We start from the raw sequence: 12,560 nt of genomic DNA on the forward strand, positions 1-12,560 counted from the left end.
TACCCAACGGTCCCCTCTCCCTTCAGGGAGAGGGTTAGGGAGAGGGAACGGAGTCCCCCCACGCACCGAAGTCGAAGGGAAACTCCAGCCTCAACTACATCCCCCCGCCAACCCCGCAATCCACCGCTCCAGCACCTCCAACCCCTCCTTGTGCACCAACGCCCGCCCCAGCTCCGGCATCATCTCCCCAGGCTTGTCGCTCCCGACGCGGTAGGTCAGCACCGACAGCTCCGGATGTCCCGGATGAATGTCCTCGCGACGCCCGCCGGTACCATTGCCCGCCGCCACCGGCTGCTTGCAGAACCCGTAGTTCACCCCCAACTCGGCACTGGCATCGATATACAGCCCCGACGTACGCGCCGCCCCCTTCGGGTTGTGGCAATGACCGCAGTTGGCGTCGAGATAGCTGCGCGCCTGCTTTTCCAGGCTCTCGCCCTCACGCGGATGGCCCCACAGGGCGTTCTGCGGCACCTGCACCAGCTCTGGCACTCCCTGCAGAAAACCGCGTGCCTGCCAGTGGCGCAACTGGTTGTCGCTACCCTCGGCGTAGGCGAAGTCCTTGTTCAGGTGGCGGGCCTTGGGGCCCAGCGGGGCAATGCCGGCGCCCTTGGTCTCGGCGTGGCATTCGGAGCACTGGTTGGCGTCCGGCACCATGTAGGTAAAGGCCACCTTCTGCCCGGCCGCATCCTGCAGCTCCAGGGCCTGGCTGTCGCCGGCCAGCTCCAGGTGCGCTTCCTTCTGCTCGGCGTCCCACACGTAGGGCAACGCCGTCCAGCCGTCCCTCTGCTTCACCAGCACGCGGGTCTCGACCAGGCGCACCCTGGCCAGGTCCAGGCCCTGCTGCGGGTCACGGTCGTCCTGCGCGTTCTCCAGCAGTTGGCCCTTGCCGTCGGTGGGGTAGTAGAAGGTCTTGGTCAGCACCGTGCCCAGCGGGTAGTCGAAGTGGCCCTCGGCGTATTTCGCCGCCTGCCCCTCGGGCATCCACACAGTGCGCAGCTTGTGCGCATAGTCGGTGAACAGCGGCGTGTTGAGGTCGTAGGGCAGCACCTCGGGCGCAGGCGCGAGGTGGCCGCCGCCCAGGCGCAGCATGCCCCAGCCGCTCAAGGTCTGCGGGTAGTCGTCGCCCTCGGGCTGGTAGCGCGGCTTCGCCTGCTGCCCGCACCCGGCCAGCGCCACGGCCAGGGCGAGCGACAACCAGGCGCAGGCGGCTCGCGTCATGCCTTGCCTCCCTTCTCGCCCAGGCCGGCCTGTTCGATCTTCGGCAGCGGCTTGAGCTTGCAGCGGTGGCCGCTCATGTCGGTGCTGATGTTCTTGTAGCCGTTGGGGCCGTCGACGTTGACGATGCCGGCCTCGCCGTTGTCGATGCAGATGGCCAGCTCCTCCGGCAGCTTGCCGTCGACCAGTTTCTTCTGGTTCACGTAGCCGTCCCAGAGGATGTCCGGCAGGCGTCCGCTGAGGCCGAACTTGGCGATCTTCAACGCCTTCAGCTCCAGGTGGTCGGGGCTGTCGCCGCCGGGGCCGAAGGTGTTGCCGTGGATGTAGATGCCCTCGGGGTAGGGGTCGAAGTTCGGCTGCGTCGCCTTGTCCGAGTAGTTGGTGCTGTAGTAGCTGCTGATGATGACGTTGGCGGTCTTGTGGTCGCCGATCCTGTTGTCGAAGATTTCCACGTCGTCGTTGGAGTTGACCACCACCCCGGAGCCGGCCGGGACGCTGGCCACCGGCGTGCCCTTGTGGCCGAAGTTGTCGTGGTTGTTGCCCTGCACTTCGTTGTTGTAGACGCGGGAGCCACGCCCCGGCTGCTGCAGGTTGGGCATGTTGAAGACGAGGATGCCGCCGGTGTTGCCGGTGGCGACGTTGTCGTACACGTCGGCGCCGATGGTGTTCTCGATCTCGATGCCGGCGACGTTGCGCTCGGCGCGGTTGTTGCGCACCACCACGTTGCGCGACTGGCCGACGTAGATGCCCGCGTCCGAGGCGCCGATGGCCACGTTGCCCTCCAGCAGCACGTTCTCGGTCTGCACCGGGTACAGGCCGTAGGCGCCGTTCTCGGTGGCCGGGCCGTTGGTCCATTCGGTGCGCACGTTGCGGATCACGATGTTCTTGCCGCCCAGCACCTTGAGGGCGTCGCCCTTGCTGTCCTCGATGGCCAGGTTCTCGATGGTGAAGTCCGAGGCGTCCACCAGCAGGCCTTCGGCGCCGGCCTTCTGGTTCTTGAAGCTGAGGATGGTCTTGTCCATGCCGTCGCCGCGGAGGGTCACGCCATCGACCTTGAGGCTGAGGCCGCGGTCGAGGTGGTAGGTGCCGGCGGGGATCGCGATGACGTCACCGGGCTTGGCCTTGATCAGCCGGGCCTGCAGGTCTTTCTGGAAATCCGCGCTGACCGCGGCGGTGGGTTTGTCCTGCTCGCCGCAGGCGGCCAGGAGCACGGCGAGGCTGATAAGGGACAGGGCGGCGCGACGCATGGCGGGGTCTCCGGTCTTGTTTTTATGATTTTGGAACTATAGTACCAAAATGTTTCGGTGAATAGACCGGACGCGGCTTCCTTCCTGTAGGAGCGAGCTTGCTCGCGAACCGTGCCTCCCGGGGGCTTTGGGGATTGGGCTGTAGAGCGCCCTCTCCCTAACCCTCTCCCTGAAGGGAGAGGGGACCGTTCGGTGCGCGTTGGTATTCCTGAGTCAGCTGGCTAGCGCAGAGATTGCCAGCTGAAACCAGGCCATTTCTCGGCACGGACAAGCCCCCTCTCCCTTCAGGGAGAGGGCTGGGGAGAGGGTGCGGAGGTCGGTCTGATGCCGGCGTATCCGGGAAACTCTGTTCGCGAGCAAGCTCGCTCCTACGAAAGCAGCCCCGGAAACGAAAACGGGGCCTTGCGGCCCCGTCGTCGGTCATGCACTCAGCGCGGTATGTTCGGCTGGCGCTTGGTGGTGCGCTTCTTGCCCTTGGCGTAGGCCGCGGCCTTGCCCTCCTCGCCCTTGTTCCACGGGCGCGAGCCGTCGCTGGCGCGGGGCGGCAGGCCGGTGTGCTGGGTCAGCAGCGGCTTGCCGGCCTTCTTGCTGCCCACCGGGGTGGAGTTCTTGCGCCGGGCGCTCTGGTAGCTGCCGTCGGCGTCGGGCTGGTGGGTGGGGATCAGTTGGTGCTTGCCGTTGCCGATCAGGTCGGCGCGGCCCATGTCCTTGAGCGCCTCGCGCAGCATCGGCCAGTTGTTCGGGTCGTGCCAGCGCAGGAAGGCCTTGTGCAGGCGGCGATGGCGCTCGCCCTTGACGATGGTCACCGCGTCGCTCTTGTAGGTGACCTTGCGCAGCGGGTTCTTGCCCGAGTGGTACATGGCCGTGGCGGTGGCCATCGGCGAAGGATAGAAGGCCTGCACCTGGTCGGCGCGGAAGCCGTTGCGCTTGAGCCACAGGGCGAGGTTCATCATGTCCTCGTCGGTGGTGCCCGGGTGCGCGGCGATGAAGTACGGGATCAGGTACTGCTCCTTGCCCGCTTCCTTGGAGAACTTCTCGAACATCTGCTTGAAGCGGTCGTAGCTGCCGATGCCCGGCTTCATCATCTTCGACAGCGGGCCCTGCTCGGTGTGCTCCGGGGCGATCTTCAGGTAGCCGCCGACGTGGTGCGTCACCAGCTCGCGGACGTACTCCGGCGACTCCACCGCCAGGTCGTAGCGCAGGCCCGAGGCGATGAGGATCTTCTTCACCCCCGGCAGGTCGCGGGCGCGGCGGTACAGCTGGATCAGCGAGGAATGGTCGGTGTTGAGGTTCTCGCAGATACCGGGGAACACGCACGACGGCTTGCGGCAGTGCTTCTCGATCTGCGGGTCCTTGCAGGCGATGCGGTACATGTTGGCGGTCGGCCCGCCGAGGTCGGAGATCACCCCGGTGAAGCCCGGCACCTTGTCGCGGATCTCCTCGATCTCGCGGATGATCGAGTCTTCCGAGCGGTTCTGGATGATCCGCCCTTCGTGCTCGGTGATCGAGCAGAAGGTGCAGCCGCCGAAGCAGCCACGCATGATGTTCACCGAGAAACGGATCATCTCGTAGGCCGGGATCTTCTCGCCGCCGTAGGCCGGGTGCGGCACGCGGGCGTAGGGCAGGCCGAAGACGTAATCCATCTCCTCGGTGCTCAGCGGGATGGGCGGCGGGTTGAACCACACGTCGGTCTCGCCGTGGCGCTGGACCATGGCCCGGGCGTTGCCGGGGTTGGTCTCCAGGTGCAGCACGCGGTTGGCGTGGGCGTAGAGCACCGGGTCGTTCTTCACCTTCTCGAAGGACGGCAGGCGGATGACGGTGCGCTCGCGGGTCAGCTTCGGGTTGGGCAGCAGTTGCACCACCTTGGCTTCGTTGGGGTCGTCCTGCGGGCCCTTGTCCTGCTCGATGGCGCAGACGGCGGTGTCCTGGGTGTTGACGTAGGGGTTGATGATCTTGTCGATCCTGCCCGGGCGGTCGATGCGCGTGGAGTCCAGCTCGAACCAGCCCTCGGGGGTGTCGCGGCGGACGAAGGCGGTGCCGCGCACGTCGGTGATCGACTCGATCGGTTCGCCGGCGGACAGGCGCTGGGCCACCTCGACCACGGCGCGCTCGGCGTTGCCGAACAGCAGGAGGTCGGCCTTGGCGTCCATCAGGATCGAGTGGCGGACCTTGTCCTGCCAGTAGTCGTAGTGGGCGATGCGGCGCAGCGAGGCCTCGATGCCGCCGAGCACGATCGGCACGCCCTTGTACGCCTCGCGGCAGCGCTGGCTGTAGACCATGCTGGCGCGGTCCGGGCGCTTGCCGGCGTTGCCGCCGGGGGTGTAGGCGTCGTCGGAGCGGATCTTCCGGTCGGCGGTGTAGCGGTTGATCATCGAATCCATGTTGCCGGCGGCCACGCCGAAGAACAGGTTCGGCTTGCCCAGCTTCATGAAGTCGTCTTTCGACTGCCAGTCCGGCTGGGCGATGATGCCCACGCGGAAGCCCTGGGCTTCCAGCAGGCGGCCGATGATGGCCATGCCGAAGGACGGATGGTCGACGTAGGCATCGCCGGTGACGATGATGATGTCGCAGGAGTCCCAGCCCAGTTGATCCATCTCTTCCCGGCTCATCGGCAGGAACGGCGCCGGGCCGAAACACTCGGCCCAGAACTTGGGATAGTCGAACAGCGGCTTGGCGGCTTGCATCACGGGCACCGGGGGCATCTCTAGGAATAGGGTCGCGAAATCGCGGGCGCGGAATATAGCACAAAAAGTGAACAATTCCGACCGGGATGCTGGGGTTTTTCCCGGCGCCGGGCGACCGCCGGACGGGGACGATTGGCGGCGCCGCCGCAGTGGCAACTGGCTATACTCGCTCCACCGTCTCAACAGGCTTGGCCACAGCGGCCGGGAACAGGGAGTGTCAACCGTGCGTCATCTGTGGTGTCTGTTGTTCCTCCTGCTCGGTTGCGCCAGCGCCGTGGCCCAGCCCCTGGTGCTCGACGAACGGGCCAGCGGGCGCTGGCTGAACGACGGCCTGATGCTGCTGGAAGACCCGGGCGCACGTCTGGACCTGCAACAGGCACGCGAGCAGGACGCCGCCTTCGTGCCCGCCAAGGGCCGCACCAGCGTCGGCCAGAGCCCCAACCCCTGGTGGCTGCGCCTGGACCTGGAACGCCAGGCCACCCCGCCCGGCGGCTGGTGGCTGGAAGTGGACGCGGTCAACCTGCTCGACCTGCGCCTGTACCTGCCCGACGGCCAGGGCGGCTACCGCGAGCTGCGTTCGGGCGAGGCGGTGCCCTTCGCCGAAGGCCGCGACCGCAGCTACCGCCGCCCGGTGTTCCACCTGCCCGCCGGCGCAGGTCCGCTGCGCCTGTACCTGCGCAGCCTGGACCCGGCCGGCAACTCCTTCCCGCTGCGCATCTGGTCGCAGGACGACCTGCAGGACCACCGCGCCGAGACCAACCTGTTCCTCGGCGGCGTCTACGGGCTGATCGCCGCGCTGCTGCTGTACAACCTGTTCATCCTGTTCAGCCTGCGCGACCGCGCCTACTTCTGGTACGTGCTCACCACCGGCTTCGCCCTGCTGTTCAGCATGGGCATGACCGGCCATGCCTTCGAACTGCTCTGGCCCGGCGACGCGGTGCCCTGGTGGCTGAACCGCATCACCCTGCCCTCGCTGTGGGGCCTGTGCGTCACCCGCTTCACCCAGACGCTGCTGCAGACCCGCCGCAACGTGCCCTGGGCGCACCACATGCTGACGCTGAACTGCCTGCTGTACGTCGCCTCGGTGCTGCTCAACGTCTTCGTCGGCCGCTCCGAGGCCGGCTGGGTGCTGGCCACCACCACCTTCGTCGGCATCCCGGCGGCACTCGGCGCGGCCATCACCCGCTCGCTGCAGGGCTCGCTGCCGGCGCGCCTGTACCTGGTGGGCTTCGGCCTGGTGCTGTCCAGCGTGAGCATTTCGGTGATGCGCGCCCTGGGCGTGGTGCAGCCGTCGCCGACCACCGCCTACCTGTTCCCGGTATCGGTGGCCATGGAGTCCATCCTGTTCTCCTTCGCCCTGACCTCGCGCATCCAGGAACTCAAGCGCGAGAAGGCCCAGGCCCTGGAGCAGGCCAACCGCGAGAAGAGCGCGCGCATGACCCTGCTGCAGAGCGCGCAGAACGACCTGGCGCAGGCCGTGGCGGCGCGCACCGCCGAGCTGACGCAGAGCAACCGCCTGCTGCTCGAACGCGAGGCCCAGCTGCGCCATGCCGCGCACAACGACCCGCTCACCGGGCTGCCCAACCGCCGCTATCTGGTGGAGCACGCCGAGCAGGCGCTGCAGCAGGCCCAGCAGAACGGCGAGAGCCTGGCGCTGATGCTGATCGACCTCGACCACTTCAAGCCGATCAATGACACCCACGGCCACGACGCCGGCGACTTCATGCTCCAGCACGTCGGCCACCGCCTGCGCCAGTGCGTACGCTCCAGTGACTGCGTGGCGCGCCTGGGCGGCGACGAATTCGCCGCGCTGGTATCCGGCCCCGACGCCGAAGGCCACGCCCGGGAGATAGCGGTGCGCCTGCTCAGCGAACTGTCGCGGCCGGTGCACTTCGACCGCCTGGAACTGAGCGTCACCCCGAGCATCGGCGTGGCCATCTACCCGCGCCACGCATTGCAGTTCGCCAAGCTGTACAAGGCCGCCGACCAGGCGCTGTACCAGGTCAAGGGCAGCGGCCGGGCCAGCTACGCGCTGGCCGGGGAGGACGCTGGCAATGGCGACTTCTGGCTGGAGACGCTGAAGACTTCGGACCGGTTGGTCTAAGGCAGCAGCCCACGATGAGCAGAGAAGTGATGCACACCGAAACCCTGAAAGCCAAGGCCCGGGCATTGCGGGCCAACCTGCAGCAGCACCTGGCGCGCGACCCGGCCGCAGGGCAATTGCTGCGTGAACTCGACGATCTGCTCGGCCGTGCCGAGGCCGGCAGCCTGGATGCGCCGGTGCAGTGGCGCGACATTCCCGGGCGCTATCTGTTCACCGAGCAGGGCCTGCAGCAATACCGCGAACTGGAACAGGCCTACGCCGAGTTCTGCATCGAGGCCACCGGCGGCGAGTCGCCGGCGCTGCGCAAGTTGCGCGAGCGCATGGGCGGCTGAAACTAACGGTAGCGCCGCGGCACCCGCGCGGTGACCTTGGTCAGCAGCTCGTAGCCGATGGTGCCGGCGTGGGCGGCCACTTCGTCCACCGCCAGTTGCGCGCCCCAGAGTTCCACCGGGGCGCCGACGGTGGCTTCGGGCAGGTCGGTGAGGTCCACCGCCAGCATGTCCATGGACACCCGGCCGGCCAGCGGCGCGCGCTGGCCGGCGACCAACACTGGCGTGCCGCTGGGCGCGTGGCGTGGGTAGCCGTCGGCGTAGCCACAACTGACGGTGCCGATGCGCGACGGCCGTTCGGCCACCCAGGTGGCGCCGTAGCCGACGCTCTCGCCCACCGCCACTTCGCGAATGGACATCACCTGCGCATGCAGGCTCATGGCCGGGCGCAGGCCCATCTCGGCCGCGCCCAGGTCGGCGAAGGGCGAGGCGCCGTAGAGCATGATGCCGGGGCGGATCCAGTCCATGTGCGCCGCCGGGATGCCCAGCACGGCGGCGGAGTTGGCCAGCGAGCGCTGGTCGAAGTCCAGGTCGAGCAGGCCGAGGAAGCATTCCAGCTGGTCCTCGGTGAGCATATGGCCGCGCTCGTCGGCGCAGGCGAAGTGGCTCATCAGGTTCAGCTCGGCGACCTGCGGGGCGCCGCGCAGGCTCGGGAAGACCGCGCGCAGGGCCTCGGCGGAGAAGCCCAGGCGATGCATGCCCGAATCCAGCTTGAGCCAGACATTGAGCGGCTGCGGCAGGTTGCTGGCCAGCAGCGTCGCCAGTTGCTCCGGGCCCTGCACGGCGATGTCCAGGCGCAGTTGCGAGGCCACCAGGAACTCGCTCGGCTCGAAGCAGCCTTCCAGCAGCAGGATGCGCGCGGTGCCGTGCAGCGCGCGGACCTCGGCGGCCTCCTCCAGGCAGGCCACGGCGAAGCCGTCGGCCTCGTCACGCAGCGCGGTCACCACCTCGCGCACGCCATGCCCGTAGGCATTGGCCTTGACCACGGCGAACGCCTCGCGGCCCGGCGCGCAGCGCTTGGCCAGGGCGTAGTTGTGCTGGATGGCGGAGAGGTCGATATGGGCGATAAGGGGGCGCATGGGGGTCCAGGCTGAAGGCTGAAGGCTGAAGGCTGAAGGCTGAAGGCTGAAGGCTGAAGGCTGAAGGCTGAAGGCTGAAGGCTGAAGGCAAACAGCATAACCCCCGGCCACTGCGCATCAAGCTCTTACGTACAGCCTCCAGCCTTACTCGTCTTTATTCGTCTTCGAAGTTGTACATGCCCGGGGCGAGGTTCTCGAAGCGGGTGAAGCGGCCGAGGAAGGCCAGGCGCACGGTGCCGATGGGGCCGTTACGCTGCTTGCCGATGATGATTTCGGCCACGCCCTTGAACTCGGTTTCCGGGTGGTACACCTCGTCGCGGTAGACGAACATGATCACGTCGGCGTCCTGCTCGATCGCCCCGGATTCGCGAAGGTCGGAGTTCACCGGGCGCTTGTTCGGGCGCTGCTCCAGGGAGCGGTTGAGCTGCGACAGCGCCACCACCGGGCAGTTGAATTCCTTGGCCAGGGCCTTGAGCGAGCGGGAGATCTCGGAGATCTCGTTGGTGCGGTTGTCGCCGGAGGAACCGGGGATCTGCATCAGCTGCAGGTAGTCCACCATGATCAGGGCGATCTCGCCGTGCTCGCGGGCCAGGCGCCGGGTGCGCGCACGCATTTCCGAGGGCGAGATGCCGGCGGTGTCGTCGATGAACAGCTTGCGCTCGTTGAGCAGGTTGACCGCCGAGGTCAGGCGCGGCCAGTCGTCGTCCTCCAGCTTGCCCGAACGCACCTTGGTCTGGTCGATGCGGCCCAGGGACGAGAGCATACGCATCACGATCGAGTCCGAGGGCATCTCCAGGGAATACACCAGCACCACTTTGTCGGTGCGCAGCACGGCGTTCTCCACCAGGTTCATGGCGAAGGTGGTCTTGCCCATGGACGGACGGCCGGCGACGATGATCAAGTCGGCCGGCTGCAGGCCACTGGTCTTCTCGTCGAGGTCGGTGAAGCCGGTGGAGATGCCGGTGAAGGCGTCGTTGGTGTTGAACAGGTGGTCGATCCGGTCGATCGTCTTCACCAGGATGTCGCCGATGCCCACCGGGCCGCCGGTCTTCGGCCGCGCCTCGGCGATCTCGAAGATGCGCCGCTCGGCCTCGTCGAGCACCTCGTTGGCGCTGCGGCCCTCGGGGTTGAAGGCGCTGTCGGCGATGTCGCTGCTGATGCCGATCAGCTGGCGCAGGGTGGCGCGCTCGCGGATGATCTGCGCGTAGGCCTTGATGTTCGCCACCGAGGGGGTGTTCTTCGCCAGCTCGGCCAGGTAGGCCAGGCCGCCGACCTGCGACAGCTGGCCTTCGCGCTCCAGCAGCTCGGAGAGGGTCACCACGTCGATCGGCTGGTTGCCTTCGGCGAGCTTGTACACCGCGCGGAAGATCAGGCGGTGGTCATGGCGGTAGAAGTCGCCGTCGGACACCGCGTCCGACACGCGCTCCCAGGCGTTGTTGTCGAGCATCAGACCACCCAGCACCGCCTGTTCGGCTTCGATCGAATGCGGCGGCACCTTGAGGGTGGCCGTTTGCAGGTCGTATTGCTCGGGGACGGTGATGTCGTTCATGGGCTCGGCGCAGGAAACTCGGATGGATGCAGAAAAACAAAGGGCACGGACCGCTAGGCGGTACCGTGCCCGATGTTAGCGAACTGCCGCGTCCACGCAAGGTGTCCACGGCGTCGCAGCGACGGATCGCTTACTCGGCGACGACGACCACGTGCAGGGTCGCTTCGACGTCGGTGTGCAGTTGCACTTCGATGTCGTATTCGCCGACGGTGCGCAGGGCACCGTTGGGCAGGCGCACTTCGGCCTTTTCCAGCGGGTAGCCGGCAGCGGAGACCGCTTCGGCGATGTCGCGGGTGCCGATCGAACCGAACAGCTTGCCTTCGTCGCCGGCGTGGGCGCCGATGGTGACGATCAGTTCGGCCAGTTGGGCGGCGCGAGCTTCGGCGTCAGCCTTCTTCGCGGCGGCAGCCTTTTCCAGCTCGGCGCGGCGCTCTTCGAAAGCAGCGACGTTGGCCGGGGTGGCAGCGGTGGCCTTGCCCTGCGGCAGCAGGTAGTTACGGGCGTAGCCGCCCTTGACGTTCAGTTTGTCGCCCAGGTTGCCCAGTTTGGCGATCTTTTCCAGCAGGATGACTTCCATTTGAGTCTTACCTCTTAACTTTTAACCTTCACCGTTCGTGGAGCCCTGGCGACGTACCAGGCGACCACGAAAATCAAACAGACTATCGACGACAGCAACCAGACAGATCACATTCCCCAGCATCAGCGCCAGGCCGTACAACAGCACCAGCCAGAACCCCGGCAGGCGTTTCAGCGCGACCAGCCCATGGCCGAGCGCGAGCCCGGCGAACAGCAGCGGCACGGCGCACAACGGCGCCACCACGGCGAACTGTGGGCCCAGCAGCGGCACCACCAGCACGCCCAGCAGCAGCGCGATGGCCACCGCCGGCGCCAGGCGCAGCGCGCGGAACTCGCGGCCGAACCCTTGCGGGTTGTACAGCGCCGCTTGCCAGTAGCGCGCCAGCATCAGGCACAGCAGGCTGATGACCTGCAGCGAGGCGGCCAGCAGGCCGGTAACGGCCGGCACCAGCCCCGCTTGCAGCTCGGCCTGCTGGTCCGCCGAAAGCTTCGCTTCCGACAGCACCTGCGGCAGCACCTTGCCAAACGCCTCCGCCAGACCTTGAACCAGCCCGGCGGATACCGTGCTCAACAGCAGCACGTAGAACACGCCCAACACCACACTGGCCAGCATGACCCGATTCCAGGACATGCTGGTGCGCAACACCTGCGCCAGGACCGCCGAACCCAGCATCACCAGGGTGACCGTAGGGTCGCCCAGGTACCACCAGGCCAGGGCCGGGAGCAGCGCCCAGGCCAGGATGCCAATGGCATCGCCGGTTCCTCGGCGCAGCAGCACCAGGCTGCCGGCGGCGGCACCGAGCCAGAAGAACGGCTGCAGTACCGCGGCTGCGACGACCACCAGGGTCGCCTGCATGCGGCCTCGCATGACGAATTCAGCCAATGCGCGCATGCGATCTATCCATCAAGGCTACGTCGACTGCCCGATCAACGGCCGTGGCTGTCGGTGTAGGGAAGCAGGGCCAGGTAGCGAGCGCGCTTGATGGCGGTCGACAGCTGACGCTGGTACTTGGCCTTGGTGCCGGTGATGCGGCTCGGAACGATCTTGCCGGTTTCGGAAACGTAGGCCTTCAGGGTGTTGAGATCTTTGTAATCGATCTCCTTGACGCCTTCAGCGGTGAAACGGCAGAACTTACGACGACGGAAGAAACGTGCCATGTTATCGGCTCCTCAATACTGTCCGGGATTACTCGTCGGCGCTGTCGCGGCTGTCTTCGCCGTCAGCGGACTCGTTTTCGTTGGAGTCAGGACGCTCACGGCGCTCGCGGCGCTCGTTGCGGCTCTCTTCGGCCTTCAGCATTTCGGACTGGCCGGTAACGGCTTCGTCGCGACGGATCACCAGGTTACGGATGACGGCGTCGTTGTAGCGGAAGTTGTCTTCCAGTTCGGCCAGGGCCTTGGCGCTGCACTCGACGTTCAGCAGAACGTAGTGAGCCTTGTGCACGTTGTTGATGGCGTAAGCCAGCTGACGACGGCCCCAGTCTTCCAGGCGGTGAACCTTGCCGCCGTCTTCTTCGATGACCTTGGTGTAACGCTCGACCATGCCACCGACTTGTTCGCTCTGGTCCGGGTGAACCAGGAACACGATTTCGTAATGACGCATAAATGCTCCTTACGGGTTGCAGCCTGCCGACGATGCGGTCAGGCAAGGAGTGAATGTCTTTTTGACTTGCCGGCGGGTGGACGCGTGAGCGCCTGCCCGGACGGCAAGGGGCGACATTCTAGAGAAGGGGGGAAGGCGGCGCAAGGCAATTGATGAATATTTGAGCAATTGCTG

11 protein-coding genes are annotated in these 12,560 nt (G+C 66.7%); 2 read left to right on the plus strand and 9 right to left on the minus strand.

The window, feature by feature from the left end:
* Positions 1 to 90: 90 nt before the first annotated feature.
* The 3 genes from RN02_RS22060 to RN02_RS22070 all read right to left on the minus strand — a co-directional run bounded on the left by RN02_RS22060 (position 91) and on the right by RN02_RS22070 (position 5,146).
* The gene (locus RN02_RS22060; RefSeq protein ID WP_043316855.1) at positions 91 to 1,218 is read right to left on the minus strand and encodes an SO2930 family diheme c-type cytochrome; all 1,128 of its coding nucleotides are present in this window, start codon (positions 1,216 to 1,218) and stop codon (positions 91 to 93) included.
* On the minus strand, positions 1,215 to 2,462 hold the full coding sequence (locus RN02_RS22065; protein WP_043316858.1) for a parallel beta-helix domain-containing protein: 1,248 nt from the start codon (positions 2,460 to 2,462) through the stop codon (positions 1,215 to 1,217). Before RN02_RS22065 ends, RN02_RS22060 begins: the two co-directional genes overlap by 4 nt.
* Positions 2,463 to 2,890: 428 nt before the next feature.
* Complete coding sequence (locus tag RN02_RS22070; protein WP_043317010.1) at positions 2,891 to 5,146, minus strand: YgiQ family radical SAM protein; 2,256 nt, start codon at positions 5,144 to 5,146, stop codon at positions 2,891 to 2,893.
* Positions 5,147 to 5,369: 223 nt separating this feature from the next.
* On the opposite strand from RN02_RS22070, the gene RN02_RS22075 reads away from it, so the two are divergent.
* Positions 5,370 to 7,250, plus strand: a complete 1,881-nt coding sequence (locus RN02_RS22075) for a diguanylate cyclase (protein WP_043316862.1) — start codon at positions 5,370 to 5,372, stop codon at positions 7,248 to 7,250.
* Between the two features lie 14 nt (positions 7,251 to 7,264).
* On the plus strand, positions 7,265 to 7,582 hold the full coding sequence (locus RN02_RS22080) for a hypothetical protein (RefSeq protein WP_236695212.1): 318 nt from the start codon (positions 7,265 to 7,267) through the stop codon (positions 7,580 to 7,582).
* A gap of 2 nt (positions 7,583 to 7,584) precedes the next feature.
* Here RN02_RS22080 and alr read toward each other — a convergent pair whose 3' ends face one another.
* The 6 genes from alr to rpsF all read right to left on the minus strand — a co-directional run bounded on the left by alr (position 7,585) and on the right by rpsF (position 12,386).
* Positions 7,585 to 8,658 carry an alanine racemase gene (alr, locus tag RN02_RS22085; RefSeq protein ID WP_043316867.1) on the minus strand — a complete coding sequence of 358 codons (1,074 nt, stop codon included), beginning with the start codon at positions 8,656 to 8,658 and terminating at the stop codon, positions 7,585 to 7,587.
* 154 nt (positions 8,659 to 8,812) lie between these two features.
* A complete protein-coding gene (gene dnaB, locus RN02_RS22090; RefSeq protein WP_009613453.1) occupies positions 8,813 to 10,207 on the minus strand; it encodes a replicative DNA helicase in 1,395 nt (464 codons plus the stop codon).
* A gap of 130 nt (positions 10,208 to 10,337) precedes the next feature.
* Entirely contained in the window at positions 10,338 to 10,784 is a 447-nt protein-coding gene (gene rplI / locus RN02_RS22095) for a 50S ribosomal protein L9 (protein WP_009613455.1), read from the minus strand.
* A 21-nt stretch (positions 10,785 to 10,805) separates the two neighbouring features.
* Complete coding sequence (locus RN02_RS22100) at positions 10,806 to 11,675, minus strand: hypothetical protein (RefSeq protein ID WP_043268604.1); 870 nt, start codon at positions 11,673 to 11,675, stop codon at positions 10,806 to 10,808.
* Between the two features lie 35 nt (positions 11,676 to 11,710).
* Positions 11,711 to 11,941, minus strand: a complete 231-nt coding sequence (rpsR, locus tag RN02_RS22105) for a 30S ribosomal protein S18 (protein WP_009613459.1) — start codon at positions 11,939 to 11,941, stop codon at positions 11,711 to 11,713.
* A 28-nt stretch (positions 11,942 to 11,969) separates the two neighbouring features.
* A complete protein-coding gene (gene rpsF, locus RN02_RS22110; protein WP_009613460.1) occupies positions 11,970 to 12,386 on the minus strand; it encodes a 30S ribosomal protein S6 in 417 nt (138 codons plus the stop codon).
* Between the last annotated feature and the right edge of the window lie 174 nt (positions 12,387 to 12,560).

This window comes from Pseudomonas sp. PI1 (assembly GCF_000812405.1).
Taxonomy (GTDB): Bacteria; Pseudomonadota; Gammaproteobacteria; order Pseudomonadales; family Pseudomonadaceae; genus Pseudomonas; species Pseudomonas citronellolis.